This window comes from Microbacterium sp. NPDC055665, from assembly GCF_053618035.1.
This window is the reverse complement of record NZ_JBSHGY010000008.1, coordinates 19,017-38,427: the sequence shown is the minus strand read 5'-3', so window position 1 is coordinate 38,427 and position 19,411 is coordinate 19,017. Positions and strand designations below refer to the sequence as shown.

Genomic DNA, 19,411 nt, shown 5'->3' with positions numbered 1-19,411 from the left:
GTCAGACGGCGAGCAGCTCCCGCTCCAGGCGGGCGAACGACGACTCCATGCCGTCGGCCATGCCGGTGGCGAGGATCATGTCGCGCGTCTCCTTGTCGGGGTACTCGATGAGCACCGTGACGAGGGTCGCGCCGTCCTCTTCGTACAGGTTCAGGTCGTTGAGCGTCTCGGTCGGCAGACCCTGCATCCGCTCGGTGGTGACCGCCCGGCGCGGGGCGTCGATCAGGAGCGCCTCCCCCTCGAAACCGAACGGCTCGCCCTCGGTGTCGCCGACCGGCGCCCAGGAGTTCCGGTACGACTGGCCCACCTCGGTGGCGGCCACGCACTCCGTCATCTCCCAGCCGTCGGGGCCGAGCATCCACTTGCGGATGAGCTCGGGTTCGAAGTGCGCGCGCCAGACGAGCTCGCGCGGCCCTTCGACCAGGCGAGTGATGCGCACGTGGGTGTCGTCGAGCAGCTCGACCCGGGTGCCCTTGCCCTGGGCGTACTCGCGGAGATCCTGCAGCACGGCATCCAGCTGCGCCATCGCCATCTTGATGCCCTCGACCTGGCCCATCTCGACGACCTGTTCGAGTGCATCGACCGAGTCGAAGTGGCTGGTCGTGACCATGCGGGTGCCCTCGGGTGTCGAGTCGAACGAGAACGACATCCGCTGCGCGGGGAAGCCCTCCAGAGGCTTGCCGGACTCGTCGACGAACGAGTCGATGACCTCGAAGGAGTTCGGTGCATCGATCGAGAGGAACTCCCACGACCCGGACGACTTCTCGCCGCGGGGGCCGTTCATCGAGTAGACCGCGCGTCCGCCGACGGTGTGGTCCCAGGCGGTGAAGGTGGCCGGCCATCCGGGAGGACCCCAGAATCGCTCGAGCTGGCGCGGGTCGGAGTAGGCGCTCCAGACGCGCTCGATGGGGGCCGCGAAGTCGGCGACCACGGTCATCGTGAGGTTGTCGGTATCGGTGGTGACGTCGGTGACAGGCATTTCAGTCTCCTTGCTCGTTCTTCTTGGTGTCGCTGTTGTCGGATGAGCCGGGTCGAGGGGTCTCGGCCAGCAGGTCGTCGAGTCGGGCGATGCGCGACCGCCACAGCTCTTCGTATCGGGCGAGGAGCGCCCTGGCGCGGGCGATCATCTCGGGGTTCGCGCGGACGAGCCGCTCGCGTCCCTCGGCGCGCTTGACGATGAGGTTCGCGGCCTCGAGCACGGCGACGTGCTTCTGCACCGCGGCGAACGACATCTCGTAATCGGCGGCGAGGTTCGAGACGGACTGCTCACGCTCGATCGTCCGACGCAGGATGTCGCGCCGGGTCGACGTCGCCAGTGCGTGGAAGACACGGTCGACCTCCGCTTCGCTCAGTTCTCTTTGTGCAACCATTTGGTTGTACGTTATGCCCGTGCGGAAGGGATGTCAAGGGTGATGTGTGGATTCCGCGCGCCCGAGGAGCTCATCGGCGCGCGGGCATCGACACGGCCACGATCAGCGCGAGGAGTGCGGCTGCCAGTGCGGCGATGAACGCCGCTCGGAAGTCGAACGCCTCAGCGAGGATCCCCGCGCTCACTCCCGCGGCGAGGATGCCGAGGTCCCAGAACGATGTCATGCCAGCCACGGTGGCACCGGCCGTATGCTGCGGGGAGCGCGCGACGGCCATCCCGACGGCGGCGGGGAATGCGAGGCTGCATCCGGCGCCGACGAGAGCCACACCCCCCAGCACGCCGGCAGTGGTGCCCGTGGCGACGATCACCACGAATCCGAGCGCCTCGACGAGCAGACTGACCGTTGCCACCGTGCGGCCTCCGATCCGGTCGACCATGCGGCTGCCGGCGACCCGGACGAGGAGGAAAGCGCCGGCGAAGACCGGCAACCCGAGAGAACTGCCTCCGGGGCCGCTGTCGAGGTAGAGCACCAGTACCGCGGAAAGAGTGCCGTACCCGTACGCCGCGAGCCCGAACATGATCGATGGCGCCGCCATCCCCCGCACCCACAGCGCCTCGAGCGCGAACGTCGGCAGGTGCACTCGCCCCGACGATCGGGTGGTGACCACGACGATCAGGCTCCCGAGACCGAGGGCGGCCAGTGTCAGCCAGGCGATGCGCTGGCCGCCGAGGACGGCGGTGCTCGCGACCAGCGGCCCGAGAGCGAGGCCGGACCACATCGAGAGGCCGAACAGACCCGAGGCACCACCCCTCTTGTGCGGGGGAACCTGGCGCCACGCCCAGGGAAGCGCCCCGGAGAAGACCGCGGCCTCCCCCGCCCCCATGACGACCCGCGACACGAGCACGTGCCACTCGGTGGCGGCCAGCGCCTGGCCGAGCGTTCCCGCCAGGGTGAGCGCCGCGCCGAGGATGACGACGCGCCTGCCTGCGCCCGCGTCGCTCGCCCACCCCGCGATCGGTCGACACAAGGCGGTGGCGGCGAACGCGATGCCCACCGTGAGGCCGATGAACGCCGCGTCGGAGTGGAACCGCGTCGACAGCGTCAGGGGAAGGAGCTGCAGGGTTCCACCGAATGCCAGATAGGCGAGGAAGACAGTCGCCCACAGCCGCCGCACCGGCGGGGCGTTCGTAAGATGAGACCGATCGGTCATCACACGATGTCCTGGCGAGAGGAGACACCATGCCCGTGCCGAAAGGGGCCCGGATCGATCCCGAGGAGACCCGGTCGAGACTGCTGGATGCCGCGGACCGTCTCTTCGCCGCTCGCGCCATGCACTCCGTCGGGGTGAGCGAGATCGCATCCGAGGCAGGCGCATCGAAGCTCAGCCTCTACCGCTACTTCCCCTCCAAGGCGGAACTCGCTTCTCGCGTCGCGGTCCGCCGGAGCGAGAGGATCCACGAGTGGTTGCGCCGGGAGACAGCGGAGGCCGAACCAGGACGCGACCGCGTATTGGCGATCTTCGACCTCCTCATCGAATGGTTCGCGCAGCCGCAGTACCGCGGATGCGCGGTTCTCAACGCCGTCACGGACAGTCGCGGTGACGACGAACGCCGGGTGCGGGCGACTGCCCGCTCCCACCTCGACAGCTATCGGGAACTGCTTCGCGCCCGCGTCGTCGAGGCGGGGGTCACGGACACCACGCGCGCTGACGGGCTTGCACGCCAACTCCTTCTGCTGATCGAAGGAGCCACCGCCGTCACCGTCGTCGACGGCGAGGGCTCCGTCGCCGGAGCCGACGCTCGGGCCGCCGCGGAGATTCTGCTCGACCGAGCGATCTGACTCGCGGATCCTTACTCCCGCGCAGCCGGCATCTCTGTATGCTCGCATCGTTAGATAATACTGATCGGTTCTATCTGTGGAGGTGCACCTTGGACTATCTGAGCGCTGACCCGCCGAACGGCGAGATCCCGCCCGCTGCCACCCGCCATGTCACTCTCGACAGCGCCGGCCACACGCTTCACGGCGTCCTGCACCTCCCCGCCGGAGCCGGTCCCCACCCCGTCCTGCTGCTGCTGCACGGCTTTCCCGGATGGGAGCGTAACTTCGACATCGCCCACGCCCTGCGCCGAGCCGGGGTGGCGTCGCTGGTCTTCCACTACCGCGGATGCTGGGGCATGCCCGGCGACTGGTCGTGGGCCAACACGCTCACGGACACCGACGCCGTCCTCGACACTCTGCTCCGCGGCGACCATCCGCAGATGCCCGAGTTGGACACCACCCGAGTCGGCGTCGCCGGGCACAGCCTGGGCGGCTTTCTCGCCCTGTACACAGCGGCTCGACGGCCGGAGGTGCGTGCGACCGTCTCGATCTCCGGATTCGACTTCGGGGCTGTCGCTGCCGCCATCGAAACCGACCCGGCACTTCTCGACACCTACGTCGATGCCTTCGGCTCCGAAACCTCCGTGCTCGCGAACACGGACGGCGAGTCACTCGCCCGCGAGATGCTCGAGGCCGGCCAGGATTGGTCGCTGCGCTCCTTGGCCGCGCACTTCACCGACCGGGAGGTCCTCCTGATCGGCACCAGCCGCGACGGCGTCACCCCCTCGGCGCTGCATCACGACCCGCTTGTCACGGCGTTCACGAACGCAGACAGCAGGGTTCGCCAGACCGTCTTCGACACCGATCACTCTCTCGCAGACCACCGCCTGCGGCTCACGGTCGAGGTCGTGGAGTTCGCACGCGCGCAACTGATCGACGCCCGCCCCACGTGACGCAGGCTTCGTCCGCGGCCGAATCTCCGCGTTCGCGCGTCGGCCTTCCTCGCCCGCGGCTCACTTCCTGATCGAGGCGCGGAGGATCCGCACGAGCGTCTCGTGCGCGTCGTCCTCGTCGATGCGGGAGGCGAGTACCGCGCCCGCGAGCACGTCCGCCGAGGCGAATGCCGCCTCCAGCGCGATCGGATCGATGTTCTCGGCGCCGACGACGCGGGCGAGGGCGGCGCGACAGCGTTCGACGTATGCCACCACAGATTCCTGCCGCATCCGGGCGAGCACCGGCGTTCCGTGGAGAGCCGCGACCACGCCCGCCATCTCGATGCCTTCGGCGCGGGCACAGGCGATATAGCTCGCGGCGACGACGTCCACGACTCCTTCGACGTCGGGCCCGGCGTTCGCCAGCGCAGTCTCGAGCGAGGCATCCTGGCGTTCGTCGAACTGACGGTACAAGGCGGCGAAGAGCCCCGAGCGGTCGCCGAAGTGCTCGTAGACGACGGGCTTCGTGATGCCCGCCCGGTCTGCCAGCGCACCGAGGGTCAGCGCATCGGCACCGTCAACACGGATCATCTCCCGCGCGACGCCCAGCAGCTGCGCGCGACGGTCCGCCTTGGACAGCCGCGGTCGCGCACCCTCTTTCGCCTTCGTCACGCTCACCCCTTGTGCCCCATACCTACTATGAGTAAGTTACGGTTGGTAGGTATCCAGCCTATCCCGCATGCCACCGGCACGCCACACTCCGAGGAGAGACATGACCGCCGACCTCCGGCCCACCACGCACTGGATCTACGCGCATCCGCAGTCGGGATCCCTGAACCGGCAACTGTTCCAGGCGGGGGTCGAAGCGCTCACGCCGCGTTACGACGTGCAGACCTCGGATCTGTATGCCCAGGGCTTCGACCCCCTGCTCGCTCAGCGCGATCTCGCCGGTAGCGAGGGCAACATCGTCGACCTGATGGGCCAGGTCTACGAGAGCGGACTCGTCCCCGACGACGTGCGCCTCGAACAGCGAAAGCTCGAGGCCGCCGAACTGCTCGTGTTCCAGTTCCCCCTGTGGTGGTACGGCGCACCGGCGATCCTCAAAGGCTGGTTCGATCGGGTGTTCACCAACGGCTTCGCCTACGGCGGCGTCGACGCGGAGACGGGGCTGCCGCTCCGCTACGGCGAAGGCGGCCTGAAGGGCAAGCGCGCGCTCATCATCGTGACGGCGGGCGAGGATGCGCGGAGCATCGGCTCACGAGGGGTCAGCGGCGACATCGATTCGCTGATGTTCCCGATCACGCACGGCACGCTCTGGTACACGGGGATCGAATCGCTCGACCTCCACGTCATCCACGATGCCGACGCCCTCGACGCCGCGGCCGTCACCTCCGAGCGCGACCGGCTGACCACGAGGCTCGCGGGCATCCATGACGAAGTGCCGTCTCAGCCGTTCCGCGCCCTACGTGACGGCGAGTACCGGGGCACGCGGGCGCTGCGCGCCGACATCCTTCCCGGACGAACCGATCTCGATATCCACCGCCGGTGACATACCCGCCCCGACTGCCCGGGCGCTCAGCGACCGAGCCGAGCGCCCGGGCGCTCAGCGTCCAACGACGTCGCGGATGGCTCGGATCACGGCATCCTCGCGCTCGATGTGCAGGTACTGATGAGAGGCGCCTTCGAGGACGCGTTGCTCACCCCGCGGCACCGATTCAGCGATCGAGGCCTGCATGCGACGCACCCCGTCCAGCGCCTCTCGCATCTGCGCATCAGTCATGAAGTTCGCCCAATAGGGGTTCGCGCCGCCCGCGGTGAGGACGATCAGGGGAATGTCCGAGAGAGGCCCGCCGGCGCGCAGCTCGTCGTAGACCGTCGTCTCGAAGTTCTTCGTCTCGGCGATCTGCGTGCGCCACGATCGGAGATGCTCCTCGATGAGCGGGCCGCGCACCTCCTCCGGCCACGACGAATAGATCTCTGCGTACTGTTCACGGGCTTGCTGCACCTGCTCGGCCGTCAGGTCCGGGAGCTCGTCGAGACCGGATGTCATCTGGTCATTCAGCTCAGCCGCCTGCGGGGGCATGAACGACATGATGTCTTCATGCCCAGGGTCGAGCAGCACGAGGCCTGCCGTCTCCTCCAGATGCAGCTGGGCATAGCGGCGGGCGTAGAAGGCACCCAGGGAGTGCCCGACCAAGATGTACGGCCCGGGGACACCGGCCGCGTGGAGCAGCGAACGGAGCTCCTCGGCCACATCGGTCGGAGTGCGGGGCAGGTCGACGGGGTCGCTCCAGCCCGTGCCGCCACGGTCGTAGAGCACACTCGTCGTGATTCTCCCGACCTCCCGATGCAGGTTGAGGAAGTCGTAGCCGATGAGGCCGGCGCCCGGAAGGAAGACCACGGCCGGCCCCTCGACCCCGGATCGGTGCAGCATCAGCCGGCGGCCATCGTACTCATGAAGCGCGCCGAGCGGCGGATGCTGGCGCCTGTCATCCATCGGAATGGTTCCCATCATGGACTCCTTAGTCTCATTTCTGAGACTAATCTAAACCATGAGACCATGGACTCGTGACCAAGCGCGATCTGCTCACGCACCCGGTGCGCCTCCGTATCATCCACGCCATGTCCGGAGGGCGTTCCGCCACCGGCTCCGAGATCCGAGCCGCGCTCGCCGACATCCCCAAGGCCACGCTGTATCGGCACCTCGCGCTACTCACGGACGGAGGCGTTCTCGAGGTCGACTCTGAGCAGCGGGTGCGGGGCGCGGTGGAGCGTCGATACCGCCTCAACCGTGCCGCCTCCGTCATCGATCCGGCCATGGCGGCGTCTACCTCCATCGCCGAACATCGTCGCGCATTCGCCGCCGCGGCCGCCGTGCTGCTGACGGAGTTCAACGCCTATCTCGATCGCCCGGACGCCGATCCCACAGCCGACCTCGTGGGCTATCGCCAGCACTCGATCTGGCTCAGTCCCGACGAGCGCGAACAGCTGATCAGCGACCTCCGCGACGCGATCGTCCCGCACATGGGGCACGAACCCTCCGCCGCACGGAGTCGCCACCTCCTCAGCCCCATCCTCTTCCCCGCCCGCAATGCCGAAGGGGGTCCGGACGAGGCGAGGAGCCCGGCGCGACCCGCTGCCGAAGGTTCGTCCAGCAACCAGGGTCGACCCGACCCGAGCCCCTGACCGGGGTCCGCCGAGCCGGTTCTACGACCGGGCCGGCGCCGCCACCCGAAGCGCGTCGGCGGCGGCATCCATCGCGTCGGCGTTGAGCGCGAAGTACGCCCACTTGCCGCGCTGCTCGCGCGTGACGAGACCCGCGTCGGCGAGGAGCTTCATGTGGTGCGAGACGGTGCCCTGCGAGAGACCGACCGGCTCGGTGAGGTCGCAGATGCAGGCCTCTCCTCCAGCCCCGGCCGCGATGAGCGACAGCAGCCGCACGCGCGTGGGGTCACCGAGCGCCTTGAACACCCGCGCGACGCGCTCGGCATCTTCGACCGCCAGTGCGGAGGTGACGCGCGGGACGCAGCAGGCGGTCGCTTCGATGGTCGTCGGCAGGCTCATGGGTCTATTCTGACACGTATTGACAATCTTCAATAGATGGGCGACAGTCTTCGTATTGAAGTTTTTCGATCCGAGGAGATGTGATGTCCGAGCTTCCCGTCGTCGTCATCGGAGCAGGCCCGCAGGGCCTCGCCGCCGCCGCGCACCTCGTCGAACGCGACGAGAACGTGATCGTGGTCGAACGCGGACACGGACCGGCATCCGCAGTCGCCGACTGGGGGCACGTGCGCCTGTTCTCGGCATGGCCGGAGCTCACTGACGCTGCGGCGCGCCGCCTGCTCGAGCCGACCGGATGGAACGCACCCGCGTCGGGCTACCCGACCGGCGCGGAGTGGATGAGCGAGTATCTGGCGCCTCTCGCCGATACGCTCGGCGAGCGGATCCGCTACGCGACCACGGTCACCGGCGTCGCGCGTCAGGGCCGGGACAAGGTCGTCGACGGCGGACGCAAGAGCCAGCCGTTCGTCGTGCACACCGTCGATGCCGACGGCGATGAGGGCCGCCTCCTCGCCCGCGCCGTCGTCGATGCCAGCGGCACCTGGGACCTCCCGAACCCTGCGGGGGCCGACGGCTTCCCGGCGCTCGGCGAGGCCGCAGCATCCGATCGGATCTCGTACCGGATCCCGGCCGACGTGTCCGAGCTCGCCGGCTCGCACGTCATCGTCGTGGGGGCCGGGCACTCCGCCACACATGCCGTGTTGCGACTGAGCGAGTTGGCGCGCCGGGCTTCGGGAACGCGCGTGACCTGGCTGCTGCGCCGAGGCAGCGCCGCCAACGTCTTCGGTGGCGGCATCGGGGACGAGCTTCCCGAGCGCGCCGCACTCGGCTCCCGCGCGCGGAAGGTGATCGACGAGGGAGTCGTGGAGCTGGTGACGGGGTTCCGCGTCGCCGAGTTCCGGAACGGCGACGACGGCCTGACGGTCGTGGCCGAAGACGGGCGCGAGGTGGCGGCGGTCGCGCACGTGTTCGCGCTCACCGGCTTCCGGCCCGACACCGACATGCTGCGCGAACTGCGGATCGACCTCGACCCCGCACTCGAAGCGGTCGCGGGCATCGCCTCAGAGATCGACCCGAACATCCACTCCTGCGGATCGGTGGGGGCGACAGGAGCGCGGGAGCTCGCGCAGCCCGAACCCGGGTTCTTCATCGTCGGCGCCAAGTCGTACGGACGCGCCCCGACGTTCCTCGCCCTGACCGGCTACGAGCAGGTCCGTAGCGTCGCCGCTCATCTCGTCGGCGATCACGAGGCAGCGGGCCGCAACGAGCTCACCCTTCCGGACACCGGGGTGTGCGGCGGAGCCGGTGGGTTCGACGACACCGCGGGCAGCTGCTGCGCTGCGCCGTCGGTGCTGCAGATCGGCGCGCGCCCGGTCACGGTGGGCTGATCGCGACACAGGTGACCATCGGGTGAACTCCGCCCACGTCGGTTGCGGCTGATATCGACGGATGTCAATATAGACACATGTCGATTCAAGGCCTCGCGAGCACGGGAACCACTCCTACCGCCGCTCCGCCCGCACGCCGCCTGTCGAACCTCGACCGATGGCTGCCGCTCTGGATCGGTCTGGCGATGGTCGGCGGCATCCTCATCGGGCGGTTCATCCCCGGCGTCTCCGACGTGCTCGCCCGCCTCGAGGTCGGGGGCATCTCGATCCCCATCGCGCTCGGGCTGCTCGTGATGATGTACCCGGTGCTCGCGAAGGTCCGCTACGACAGGGTCGCTGCCGTCACCGGCGACAAGAGACTGCTCGTCTCCTCGCTGGTCCTCAACTGGCTCGTCGGCCCGGCGTTGATGTTCGTCCTCGCGTGGACGCTCCTGCCCGACCTGCCCGAGTACCGCACCGGACTCATCATCGTCGGGCTCGCGCGCTGCATCGCCCTGGTCGTCATCTGGAACGACCTCGCCTGCGGCGACCGCGAGGCCGCGGCCGTGCTCGTCGCCATCAACTCGGTCTTCCAGGTGATCGCCTTCTCGCTGCTCGGCTGGTTCTACCTCACGGTCGTTCCCGGCTGGCTCGGTCTCGACGCGCAGGGGCTGGACATCTCGATCGGGCAGATCGCACTGAACGTCGTGATCTTCCTCGGCATCCCCCTCGTCGCCGGTTTCGCCTCGCGATTCATCGGCGAGCGCACGAAGGGACGCGACTGGTACGAGGAGAGCTTCCTGCCGAGGATCGGCCCCTGGGCGCTCTACGGCCTGCTGTTCACGATCGCGCTGCTGTTTGCCCTGCAGGGCGAGCAGGTCACGAGCCGACCGTGGGACGTCGCGCGGATCGCGCTGCCACTGCTGGCGTACTTCGCGATCATGTGGTTCATCGGCCTCTTCGCCGGCAAGGCGCTCGGGCTCGGTTACGCGCGATCGACGACACTCGCATTCACCGCCGCCGGCAACAACTTCGAACTCGCCATCGCCGTCGCCATCGGCACCTTCGGCGCGGCATCCGGCCAGGCTCTCGCGGGGGTCGTCGGCCCGCTCATCGAGGTGCCCGTCCTCGTCGGACTCGTCTACGTCTCACTCTGGGCGGCCCGCCACTGGTTCCACACCGATCCGTACACCGCCGCCCCGCACACCGCCGAGAGGATGCCGTCATGAACGTCACGCTGACCACCACGGATGACACCTGCAGCCCCGTCGCCACCCATGCCATCGGGCTGGAGGCAGCCTCGTCCGTGGCGTCAACGCTGAAGGCGCTGTCGGATCCGCTGCGGCTGCGGATGCTGTCGGCCATCGCCTCGGACCCGCGCGGAGAGTCGTGCGTCTGCGACTTGGCCGAGCTCGCCGAGGTCTCCCAGCCCACGGTCTCCCACCACCTCAAGGTACTGAAAGACGTCGACGTCCTCACCTCGGAGCGCCGGGGAACCTGGGTCTGGTACCGGATCAACCCGTCCCGGCGCCGCGCCGTCACGGCCCTGCTCGATTCGTTCGCTCCCGCCAGCATCGCGCCATGGAGTGCCTCCACTGACAACGATCAGCGACGGCCCGACTTCGACGCCCGGGTCACCCGTCTTGCGGATGAGCTCGCCGCAGAGGTACCCGAGCTCGATCACGATGTCGTGCTCACCACCGTGCGCGAGTCGTACACCGCCCTTGCACGGAGCGCCCGCGTCACCTCGGCGCTCGTTCCCCTCACCGAGCGCTTCGCCCGCCAGCGCCTCGCCGATCTCACCCGCGACCGCGACACTTCCGTGCCCCAGGTGCTGTTCGTCTGCGTCGCAAACGCCGGGCGTTCGCAGCTCGCCGCCGCGCTCGTGAACACGCTGGCCGCCGGCAAGGTCATCGCACGCTCGGCAGGATCGAGTCCCGCCGACGTCGTCCACCCGCACGTCCGCTCGCTGCTCGCCGAGATCGAGGGCGATGCCGCCGCCGAGCGCTTCCCGAAGCCCCTCACCGACGACGCCGTGCGCGCGGCCGATGTCGTCATCACCATGGGCTGCGGCGACGTCTGCCCCATCATCCCCGGCGTCCGCTACGACGACTGGGCCGTCGGCGACCCGGCCCTCGCTTCACGCGAAGGCGTCGAAGCCATCCGCGACGACATCGCCGGGCGCGTACGCGCACTCCTCGACGACCTTCTCCCTGACCACACCTCTCCGAAGGAGCAGCCATGACCGACACGACCACCAAGCCCTCCGTGCTCTTCGTCTGCGTGCACAACGCGGGACGCTCGCAGATGGCCGCCGGATTCCTCCGCGATATCGCCGGCGACCGCATCGAGGTCCGCTCCGCCGGCTCCATGCCCGCCGACCAGATCAACCCGACCGCCGTCGCGGCGATGGGCGAGCTCGGCATCGACATCACCGCCGAGCAGCCCAAGGTGCTGACGACCGAGGTCGTGCAGGCATCCGACGTCGTCATCACGATGGGCTGCGGCGACGCCTGCCCGTTCTTCCCCGGCAAGCGCTATGAAGACTGGAAGCTCGACGACCCGGCCGGTCAGGGCATCGACGCGGTCCGGCCCATCCGGGACGAGATCAAGGCGCGCATCGAGCAGTTGGTGAGCGAGATCGTCTAGCAGTCGCGCGCGTCCGCACCGAGTCAACCGCAGGCGCGATCCGGTGAGGCGATCGCACGGGCAGGCCTCAACGCGGGGAGAACCGGCCGGACCTGTCGACTATTCGGGGCGCCGGGTCTACCGTGGACGCAAAAGCGCAGGGGGGACTTGCGCCACGCATCCGGAGGAGTGCACCATGTCCGAACCCGCCGAGAACACCTCGCCTGGCACCACCCGCCGCACGATCCTCAGGGCTTCAGCCTGGTCTCTGCCCGTCGTCGCCGTCGCACTGGGCACACCCCTGGCCGCGGCCAGTACGCCCATCTTCGACATCATCGTCTTCTCGGGACCCGAAGGCAGCGAGATCGGCGCGACGAGCCCCGATGGCCTGCAGGCGTTCACCCTGCAGCTCCCTTCGCAGTTCGACGTCCTGGTCGAGGACCGCGGGGAACGCGTCATGCTCCCGCCGGGGGCGACGGTGCAGGTCAGTTTCGACACGAGGCTTCTCGGCGATCTCGTTCTGGAGATCTTCAACAACGGTCCCGCCCAACCGATCTCGTCGGACGTTCAGGGAAGCGTGCAGACAGTGACCTTCATCCTGCCGTTCGAGTTCGACAAGGTTCTTCTCCTGCCGTCGTTCGGCATCGTCAGAGACGGAGAGTGGGTCCCGGATGCGAACCCCTACACCGTGATCGTCATGTCCCCGCCCGGCGTCGACGAGCCGAACCTCGGGAACAACTCCCTCACGATCTTCCCCACCTATGCGCCCACCACCCCCTGACCAGACGCATCCATTCACCTGAATCCATCACCGATATTCAGGCGTAGGCTGGAGAGAAGGACGGACCGTCCGAGAAGATCTCCCGGCACCGTGCCCGCCCGGAAGTGGAGTCCCTCGTGGCTCAGTACGACGTCTCGAACCGCTCGGCGATCGTGACGGGAGCAGGCAGCGGAATCGGACGCTCGACCGCCCTCCTGCTGGCGAAGAACGGCGCATCCGTCGTGGTCAACGACCTGAACGCCGAGCACGCGAACGCGGTCGTCGAGGAGATCCGCGCGGCGGGCGGCATCGCGGAGGCCTCGGTCGGCGATGCGACGGATGCGGCCTGGATCGCCTCTTCGATCGAACTCGCGAACTCCCTCGCCCCGCTGCGCATCGGCGTCAACAATGCCGGCATCGGCGGCGCATCCGCCCCCACCGCGGAGTACGAGGGCGAGGCCTGGGACAAGGTCATCGCGATCAACCTCAACGCGGTGTTCCGCAACATGAAGGCGCAGATCCCGTCGATCCTCGCGAACGGCGGCGGATCCGTCGTGAACATCGCCTCGATCCTCGGCAGCGTCGGCTTCGCCGGATCGCCCGCCTACGTCACGGCCAAGCACGGCGTGGTCGGCATGACCAAGTCGGCCGCGCTCGAGTACTCGGCGCAGGGTGTGCGCGTGAACTCGGTGGGCCCCGGCTTCATCGACACCCCGCTGTTGGCGACCATGGGTGACGAAGCGAAGGACTTCCTGGTGTCGAAGCACCCGATCGGACGCCTGGGCCAGGCCGACGAGGTCGCGAACCTCATCGCGTTCCTCGCCAGCGATGCCGCGAGCTTCGTCACCGGCAGCTACCACCTGGTCGACGGCGGATACACCGCTCTCTGATCGAATGGCATCCGGTCCCGGGACCCGATTCCCGGTGACCGGATGCCATCCACAGCGACGTACCCCCCGAAACGTCGCTGTGCACCTCCCGCCCGCGGGCCGCACCGCTTTGCCCAGGATGCGCCGGCGGGGGAGGCGAGTCTGAAGTCAGGCGACCGCGTGCATCGACGGGAACGCGGACGACAGCGGCGAGAAGTCGATGTCGGTGAGATCCAGTCCACCGGCCGTGCTCGCCGCGGCCATCATCTTCACCAACAGCGGCCGCTCGAGCTCGATCTCCTCGTCGAGCGTGAAGCGGACCGGGATCGACGCATGCATCCACAGCGTCTCGGTCGCCGCACGCGATGTGCGCAGCGTGAGCGGAAACGACTCTCCGCGTCGCAGCTTGGTGACGGTGACGAGCCGCAGGTGCGCGAGCACCCGATCGTCGACCTCCACGATCTGCGATTCACTGGCGTAGCTGAGCTGACCCATGGCACCTCCTCGAGAATAACTTCAACGATTAGATTACTAGTTTAACTAGCTAAATGGTAGCCGAGAGTTTTGAGGCCTCTCCAATGGGGTGAGGCTTCCGGAGACTGAGGCTCCTGGATGCCGGTATTAGCGCGGAGACGAGTCGGCGAGGTCGGAGATCTCCTCCGTGAGGCGTCGGAGGAACCGAGAGATCACGGAGAGCTGCTCCGGCGTGAACTCGCTCTCGATGCCTGCCACCCGCCGGGAGATCTCGTCGGCGGGCGAATGCAGGTCGCGCAGCGAGGTGCGCAGGATCTTCGACCGCGCGTCGTCCGGGTGCACGGAGACGACGACATGCCCGCGCGCAGTGAGCCGACGGATCAGGGCGGTGACCGCTGCGGTGCTCACACCCAGATGCGCGGCGAGATCGCCGGGCGTGACCGGTCGGTCGGCCGGCGCATCGGCGATGAACCCCATGGCGGCGCGATCGGTCTCGTTGGGCTGGCGCTCCGCAGCGAGGCGGCGTCCGAGCCTGGCGTCCACGCGGCGCAGAGCTTCGACTTCGCGCGCGAGTTGCGCCGTCGCGATCTCCAGCTTCGTCCCCATCACACCTTCGCCTTTCCCCGGCGGCCCATGTTACCTCGATCGTCTGATTACCGGTTCGTCTAGCAAAATCGGTCGACCATCAGGCCCTTCCGTCGATGAGAGGATGGAATCACGATGAGAAGGGACGTCATGGTCGAGCCCATAGACCTCAAGGACGAGCGGTACATCGGCTTCGCCGATCTGCTGGATCACCTCCACACGCGGTTCCCCGCCGTCTCGCGGGATCGCATCGCGCGCATCATCGAGGCCGAGAACGACGCCATCACCGGCGGGTTCCTCCTCGTCGTCCCCGCCGAGGTGGCGACCGGCGCGACCGAGATGCTCGAACTCAGCACGTCACGTGCCCTCAGCGATGAAGAGGGAGTGGCATGATGGCCGAGCCTCAGGACTACGCCCGCTCCGGATACTGGTACCCCGACGGCAAGAGCGCGAGCACCATCGACGTGCTGAACATGCTGCGCCGCTACCGGGCAGCGGAGACCGCGATGCGCGAGCGCACCCGCATCTCGATGGGCATGAACGAGACCGACCTCATGGCGCTGCGATTCCTCCTGCGCGAGCAGCGCGCCGGCCGGATCGTGCGAGCGATCGACATCGCCCGGATGCTCAACATCTCGACCGCCTCGACGACCACGCTCATCGACCGCCTCGAGAAGGGCGGCCACGTCCGCCGCGAGGCGCATCCCACCGACCGGCGGGCCGGAGTCGTCGTGCCGACCGTGAGCAGCGACGAAGAGGTGCGTGCCACGCTCGGGGCGATGCATCACCGCATGCTCACGCTCGTGGACGAACTCTCCGACCAGGAGCGGGCCGTCGTCACGCGGTTCCTCGCCGGGATGACCGCCGCGATCGAAGAGGCATCCGACCTCGACGAGGAGCTGCGCGACGTGATCCGCGACCAGGCGGCGCCCGAGGCGGAGTGAGGCCTACAGGCCTTCCGCGATCTCCTTGATCGCGGCGAGGCGGCGGTCCCACTCGCGCCCGATCACGTCGAGCTTCGCCGCGGTGGCGGAGAGCTCGGCGCCGACGACCCGGAAGCGCACTTCCCGACCGACACGCACGGGTTCGACCAGGCCGACCTCCTGCAGCACGGCGAGGTGCTTCGCGATGGCCTGTCGCGACACCGGAAGGCGCCCGGCGAGGGCGGATGCCGAGGCGTCCCCCTCGCCGAGAGCCGTCAGGATGCTCCAGCGTGTCTCGTCCGCGAGCGCCGCGAACATGGGCAGCAGGGTCTCTGTGGTCACGCTTCGCCTTCCACCAGAGCGACCATCTTGTCGAGCTCCAGGTCCCAGCCCGTACGGTGCGACTCGAGGTTGGCACGCGGGTCGGACGTGCGCTCGAAGCCGCTCTCGACGACCGTGAGCCTGGTGCCGCCGTCGGCCTCTTCGAGCGTGAAGGTGAAGACGGTCGAGGTCGCCTCGTCGATCGCATCCGGGAGCTTGCCGAGGGCGTCGTCGTTGTTCCAGCGGTAGCTGATGCGCCGCGGCTCGTCGTATTCCTCGACACGCAGCGGGATCACGTCGTAGTCGGGGAACGTCATCGTGCCGGTCGCGCCGACACCGCTGCCGTCGAGCACGGTGCGTCCGAACCAGCGGGAGATGTGCTCCGGCTCGGCGACCGCTCGCCACACCTTCTCGACGGGTGCCGCGATCTGGATGCTGCGTCGGATGGAGAAGGTCTCCTCGTCGACGACGGATGCCTCGTTGTGGGTCATGCTCACCATGATGGATCCTTTCCGGGTTTCGCGCTGGCCGGTCGACCAACTGCAACTCCAGAGTTGCACACTGGTCAGCGTGACGCAACCCCCGGGTTGCAGATGTGTGGCATCTGTCCCGGCATCCGTCCACTTGTCGGGAGATTTCACAGATGCAGGACGAAACGCCGCAGATCCGTCCTGCATCCGTGCATCCGTCCGACATCTGCACCGGGGACGGGCGTGACGGGCGGACAGGACAGGGCGGGCGGATGCCGGGACCGGGACAGGACGGGCGGATGCCGGGACCGGGACAGGACGGGACGGATGCCGCGGGCTAGTCGCGCGGGCGGCGCTTCTCCAGGAACCCGGCGAGCAGCACGGCGACGAGGGCGGCGACCGGGGCGACGAGCAGCCCGGCGCGCAGGCTCTGGGTCTCGGCGATGTACCCGACGAACGGCGGCGACATCAGGAAGCCGAGGCGCAGCAGCCAGGACACGACCGTGAGCCCGACGCCCGCCCGCAGCCCCGGCAGCTCGTCGGCGGCATGCATCGCCGCGGGGATGAGGGTCGCGATGCCGAAGCCGACCGCCGCGAATCCGAGGATCGTACCTGGAACTGTCGGGAAGGCGAGCGCGAGCGTCATGCCCACCGCCGCGATGATGCCGCCCACCCGTGCGACCCAGCGCTGTCCGAACCGGTCTGTGAGCGGGTCGCCGAGCATCCGGCCGATGAACTGCGCGCCGACCAGGGCGATGAAGCCGAGCGGGGCGATCGCCGCGGCGGCCCCCAGGGATTCGGCGAGGTACAGGGTCGCCCAGGAGTTGCCGGCATCCTCGGCGACGGCTCCGGCCATCGCGATGAGGGTGAGCGCGATGATCGCGATCACGGTGCGCGGGGTCACGTGACGACGCATCGATCCCGTCACCTCGGTCGGCTCGGCGACGGCATCCGGCTCGGACTCGTCGTCGCGGCCGGGGAGGCAGAACCGCAGGGCCACGAGGGCGACGGTCGCGAACACGGCGGTGGAGATGCCGAGGTGCACGCCCAGGGGCAGCCGCAGGGCGATCGCGACGGCGGCCATCGCCCCGCCGATCACGGCGCCGATCGACCAGATCGCATGGAAGCCGTTGATGATCGACCGCCCGTAGCGCCGCTGCACCCGGAGGCCGTGCGCGTTCTGGGCGACATCCGTGATGGCGTCGGATGCTCCGCCGAGGAACAGCGCCACGGCGAACAGCACGCCCGAGGGCGCGAGCGCGGCCGACAGCAGGCCGATGCTCGTGAGCACGGTGCCGATCACGGCGATGCGCGCCGAGCCGAAGCGGCGGATCAGCACGGCCGCGAGAAGGCCGGCGGCGATGGCTCCCGCGGGGAAGGCGGCGATCGCGAAGCCGTAGCCGAGGTTGTCGAGCCCGAGCCCGGCCTTGATCTCCGGGTAGCGCGGCAGGATGTTCGCGAACAGCGCCCCGTTGGTCAGGAACAGGGCGGAGACGGCGATGCGCGCGCGCCGGGACGCCCGGTCCGGAGCCGGTCGTCGAATCGATTCGATTGAAGCCATGTCTACGATCGTAATGGCACGGCGCGCACTCCATATCCGCACCCGCTCATCGCCACAACCCCGTACCCGCCACCCGCTCCCGGTCGTACTCTCGACCCATGGCTCAACTCACCCAACCCACCGGCCGCGAAGAGGCGCTGCGCGCCGTCCCCCGTGACGACGGATCGGCACCGCGCGCGCTCGTGCTGGGTGCGACCGGATACGTGGGCGGGCGGCTGACACCGCGCCTGCTCAACGCCGGTTACCGGGTGCGGGTGCTGGCGCGCGACGCCGCCCGCGCGGCGTCGTTCCCCTGGGGTCCCGACTGCGAGATCGTCGAGGGATCGGCCGACGATGCGGATGCCGTGGCCGCAGCCATGGACGACGTCGACGTCGTGTACTACCTGATCCACTCGATGACCGCCGGCAAGGGCTTCGAGGAGAGCGACGAGCGCGCGGCGACGACGGTGGCCGAGGCCGCGGCTCGCGCGGGTGTGCGGCGCATCGTGTACCTCGGCGGGCTGCATCCGGATGACGCGAAACTCTCTCCGCATCTGCGGTCCCGCGTGCGCGTGGGCGAGATCTTCCTGCAGTCCGGCGTGCCGACGCTCGTGCTGCAGGCGGGCGTCGTGATCGGGTCGGGGTCGGCCTCGTTCGAGATGATCCGACACCTCACCGATGTGCTGCCGTACATGCCGGCGCCGAAGTGGGTGCGCAACCGCATCCAGCCGATCGCCGTGCGCGACGTGCTGCACTATCTGCTCGGCGCCGCGCGGGTCGACGCCGACGTGAACCGCGCGGTCGACATCGGCGGGCCCGACGTGCTGCGCTACGGGCAGATGATGAACGGCTATGCGGTCGAGGCCGGTCTCCCCCAGCGGGCCATCGCCGCGCTGCCGGTGCTCACGCCGGGGCTCGCCTCGCACTGGGTGAACCTCGTGACGCCCGTGCCGCGCTCGATCGCCCGCCCGCTCGTGGCGTCGCTGCAGAACGAGTGCATCATGAAGGACCACGCGGTCGACGAGCTGATCCCGCAGCCGGAGGGCGGCCTGACGCCGTATCGGCGAGCCGTCGACCTGGCGCTCGGCCGGGTCGACGCCGACGCGATCGAGACCAGCTGGCAGGATTCCGAGGTCTCGGGCGCTCCCAGCGATCCGCTGCCGAGCGACCCGGACTGGGCGGGTCGCACCGTCTTCACCGATGCCCGCACGCTCGTCACCTCGGCATCCGTCGACCGGCTGTGGCCGGTGATCCTGGGCATCGGCGGCACGAACGGGTGGTACTCGTCACGGTTCCTGTGGGCGGTGCGCGGGCTGATGGACCGCGTGGTCGGCGGGGTGGGACTGCGACGGGGCCGCCGCAGCCAGACCGTCGCCCGCGTGGGCGACGCGATCGACTTCTGGCGCGTCGAAGCGGTCGAAGAGCCGGGAGCTGCGACCGAGTCCTCGCCGGCGAGCGGTGGGCTGCTGCGCCTCCGCGCCGAGATGAAGGTGCCCGGTGAGGCCTGGCTCGAGCTGCGCGCACTCCCCGAAGCCGCGGGCGCGCGCTACGAGCAGAGAGCGATCTTCTTCCCGCGCGGGCTCACCGGACGCCTGTACTGGCTCGCGGTGCTGCCCTTCCACGGACTGATCTTCGCCAGCATGGCATCGCGCATCACCCGCACGGCCGAGAACTCCTAGCGCCCCCGGGCGTGCGGGGCGTGTTGGGCGGGTTGGGCGGGCAGGATCAGGCGATCCTGCCGATTCAGGCCGATTCCCGATGAATCCGCCTGTTCTCGCAGGATCGCCTGATCT

The 19,411-nt window shown here is 68.9% G+C and carries 24 protein-coding genes; 13 read left to right on the top strand and 11 right to left on the bottom strand.

Annotation, left to right across the window (positions count from 1 at the left end; translation table 11 throughout):
• Position 1: 1 nt before the first annotated feature.
• The 3 genes from ACWGO6_RS15570 to ACWGO6_RS15560 form a co-directional block, all read right to left on the bottom strand.
• Positions 2-979: an SRPBCC family protein gene (locus ACWGO6_RS15570; RefSeq protein ID WP_452327183.1), complete on the bottom strand. Its 978-nt coding sequence runs from the start codon at positions 977-979 to the stop codon at positions 2-4.
• Position 980: 1 nt separating this feature from the next.
• Positions 981-1,370, bottom strand: coding sequence for an ArsR/SmtB family transcription factor (locus ACWGO6_RS15565; RefSeq protein WP_136042658.1), 390 nt, complete (start codon positions 1,368-1,370; stop codon positions 981-983).
• A gap of 70 nt (positions 1,371-1,440) precedes the next feature.
• A complete protein-coding gene (locus tag ACWGO6_RS15560; RefSeq protein WP_452327182.1) occupies positions 1,441-2,580 on the bottom strand; it encodes an MFS transporter in 1,140 nt (379 codons plus the stop codon).
• Positions 2,581-2,609: 29 nt separating this feature from the next.
• Between ACWGO6_RS15560 and ACWGO6_RS15555 the strand changes: the two genes are divergently transcribed.
• Both ACWGO6_RS15555 and ACWGO6_RS15550 read left to right on the top strand, forming a co-directional pair.
• Positions 2,610-3,209: a TetR/AcrR family transcriptional regulator gene (locus tag ACWGO6_RS15555; protein WP_452327181.1), complete on the top strand. Its 600-nt coding sequence runs from the start codon at positions 2,610-2,612 to the stop codon at positions 3,207-3,209.
• Positions 3,210-3,298: 89 nt separating this feature from the next.
• Positions 3,299-4,141: an alpha/beta hydrolase family protein gene (locus ACWGO6_RS15550; RefSeq protein WP_452327180.1), complete on the top strand. Its 843-nt coding sequence runs from the start codon at positions 3,299-3,301 to the stop codon at positions 4,139-4,141.
• A 60-nt stretch (positions 4,142-4,201) separates the two neighbouring features.
• On the opposite strand, the gene ACWGO6_RS15545 is transcribed toward ACWGO6_RS15550, so the two are convergent.
• Complete coding sequence (locus ACWGO6_RS15545; protein WP_136042654.1) at positions 4,202-4,792, bottom strand: TetR/AcrR family transcriptional regulator; 591 nt, start codon at positions 4,790-4,792, stop codon at positions 4,202-4,204.
• A 100-nt stretch (positions 4,793-4,892) separates the two neighbouring features.
• Here ACWGO6_RS15545 and ACWGO6_RS15540 point away from each other — a divergent pair, with 100 nt between their 5' ends.
• Positions 4,893-5,669 carry an NAD(P)H-dependent oxidoreductase gene (locus tag ACWGO6_RS15540; RefSeq protein WP_452327179.1) on the top strand — a complete coding sequence of 259 codons (777 nt, stop codon included), beginning with the start codon at positions 4,893-4,895 and terminating at the stop codon, positions 5,667-5,669.
• A 54-nt stretch (positions 5,670-5,723) separates the two neighbouring features.
• On the opposite strand, the gene ACWGO6_RS15535 is transcribed toward ACWGO6_RS15540, so the two are convergent.
• Positions 5,724-6,635, bottom strand: a complete 912-nt coding sequence (locus tag ACWGO6_RS15535; RefSeq protein WP_205820360.1) for an alpha/beta fold hydrolase — start codon at positions 6,633-6,635, stop codon at positions 5,724-5,726.
• Positions 6,636-6,688: 53 nt separating this feature from the next.
• On the opposite strand from ACWGO6_RS15535, the gene ACWGO6_RS15530 reads away from it, so the two are divergent.
• Positions 6,689-7,306: a helix-turn-helix domain-containing protein gene (locus ACWGO6_RS15530; RefSeq protein ID WP_452327178.1), complete on the top strand. Its 618-nt coding sequence runs from the start codon at positions 6,689-6,691 to the stop codon at positions 7,304-7,306.
• 21 nt (positions 7,307-7,327) lie between these two features.
• On the opposite strand, the gene ACWGO6_RS15525 is transcribed toward ACWGO6_RS15530, so the two are convergent.
• Positions 7,328-7,684, bottom strand: a complete 357-nt coding sequence (locus tag ACWGO6_RS15525) for an ArsR/SmtB family transcription factor (protein ID WP_136042651.1) — start codon at positions 7,682-7,684, stop codon at positions 7,328-7,330.
• Between the two features lie 83 nt (positions 7,685-7,767).
• On the opposite strand from ACWGO6_RS15525, the gene ACWGO6_RS15520 reads away from it, so the two are divergent.
• The 6 genes from ACWGO6_RS15520 (at position 7,768) to ACWGO6_RS15495 (ending at position 13,326) form a co-directional block, all read left to right on the top strand.
• A complete protein-coding gene (locus ACWGO6_RS15520; RefSeq protein ID WP_452327177.1) occupies positions 7,768-9,069 on the top strand; it encodes an FAD-dependent oxidoreductase in 1,302 nt (433 codons plus the stop codon).
• Positions 9,070-9,146: 77 nt separating this feature from the next.
• Positions 9,147-10,277 (top strand): ACR3 family arsenite efflux transporter, encoded by a 1,131-nt coding sequence (gene arsB / locus ACWGO6_RS15515; protein WP_452327176.1) that lies wholly within the window; start codon positions 9,147-9,149, stop codon positions 10,275-10,277.
• Entirely contained in the window at positions 10,274-11,293 is a 1,020-nt protein-coding gene (locus tag ACWGO6_RS15510) for a metalloregulator ArsR/SmtB family transcription factor (protein WP_452327175.1), read from the top strand. Before arsB ends, ACWGO6_RS15510 begins: the two co-directional genes overlap by 4 nt.
• Positions 11,290-11,697 (top strand): arsenate reductase ArsC, encoded by a 408-nt coding sequence (locus tag ACWGO6_RS15505; RefSeq protein WP_452327174.1) that lies wholly within the window; start codon positions 11,290-11,292, stop codon positions 11,695-11,697. The genes ACWGO6_RS15510 and ACWGO6_RS15505 overlap by 4 nt, the downstream gene beginning before the upstream one ends.
• 175 nt (positions 11,698-11,872) lie before the next feature.
• Positions 11,873-12,457 (top strand): hypothetical protein, encoded by a 585-nt coding sequence (locus ACWGO6_RS15500; protein WP_136042646.1) that lies wholly within the window; start codon positions 11,873-11,875, stop codon positions 12,455-12,457.
• 116 nt (positions 12,458-12,573) lie between these two features.
• Positions 12,574-13,326, top strand: a complete 753-nt coding sequence (locus tag ACWGO6_RS15495; RefSeq protein ID WP_452327173.1) for an SDR family NAD(P)-dependent oxidoreductase — start codon at positions 12,574-12,576, stop codon at positions 13,324-13,326.
• A gap of 147 nt (positions 13,327-13,473) precedes the next feature.
• On the opposite strand, the gene ACWGO6_RS15490 is transcribed toward ACWGO6_RS15495, so the two are convergent.
• Together ACWGO6_RS15490 and ACWGO6_RS15485 are read right to left on the bottom strand one after the other, a co-directional pair.
• Positions 13,474-13,800: a DUF7882 family protein gene (locus tag ACWGO6_RS15490; RefSeq protein ID WP_452327172.1), complete on the bottom strand. Its 327-nt coding sequence runs from the start codon at positions 13,798-13,800 to the stop codon at positions 13,474-13,476.
• Between the two features lie 126 nt (positions 13,801-13,926).
• Entirely contained in the window at positions 13,927-14,385 is a 459-nt protein-coding gene (locus ACWGO6_RS15485; RefSeq protein WP_452327171.1) for a MarR family winged helix-turn-helix transcriptional regulator, read from the bottom strand.
• A 129-nt stretch (positions 14,386-14,514) separates the two neighbouring features.
• On the opposite strand from ACWGO6_RS15485, the gene ACWGO6_RS15480 reads away from it, so the two are divergent.
• Both ACWGO6_RS15480 and ACWGO6_RS15475 read left to right on the top strand, forming a co-directional pair.
• Positions 14,515-14,757 carry a hypothetical protein gene (locus ACWGO6_RS15480; protein WP_136042642.1) on the top strand — a complete coding sequence of 81 codons (243 nt, stop codon included), beginning with the start codon at positions 14,515-14,517 and terminating at the stop codon, positions 14,755-14,757.
• Positions 14,757-15,308, top strand: a complete 552-nt coding sequence (locus ACWGO6_RS15475; protein WP_136042685.1) for a MarR family winged helix-turn-helix transcriptional regulator — start codon at positions 14,757-14,759, stop codon at positions 15,306-15,308. The genes ACWGO6_RS15480 and ACWGO6_RS15475 overlap by 1 nt, the downstream gene beginning before the upstream one ends.
• A gap of 3 nt (positions 15,309-15,311) precedes the next feature.
• On the opposite strand, the gene ACWGO6_RS15470 is transcribed toward ACWGO6_RS15475, so the two are convergent.
• From ACWGO6_RS15470 to ACWGO6_RS15460, 3 genes are all read right to left on the bottom strand, one after another.
• Complete coding sequence (locus ACWGO6_RS15470; protein WP_308737263.1) at positions 15,312-15,629, bottom strand: ArsR/SmtB family transcription factor; 318 nt, start codon at positions 15,627-15,629, stop codon at positions 15,312-15,314.
• Entirely contained in the window at positions 15,626-16,108 is a 483-nt protein-coding gene (locus ACWGO6_RS15465) for an SRPBCC family protein (protein WP_452327170.1), read from the bottom strand. Before ACWGO6_RS15465 ends, ACWGO6_RS15470 begins: the two co-directional genes overlap by 4 nt.
• Before the next feature lie 307 nt (positions 16,109-16,415).
• Positions 16,416-17,639, bottom strand: a complete 1,224-nt coding sequence (locus ACWGO6_RS15460; RefSeq protein WP_452327169.1) for an MFS transporter — start codon at positions 17,637-17,639, stop codon at positions 16,416-16,418.
• 98 nt (positions 17,640-17,737) lie between these two features.
• On the opposite strand from ACWGO6_RS15460, the gene ACWGO6_RS15455 reads away from it, so the two are divergent.
• Positions 17,738-19,297 (top strand): SDR family oxidoreductase, encoded by a 1,560-nt coding sequence (locus ACWGO6_RS15455; RefSeq protein WP_452327168.1) that lies wholly within the window; start codon positions 17,738-17,740, stop codon positions 19,295-19,297.
• The last annotated feature ends 114 nt before the right edge of the window (positions 19,298-19,411 follow it).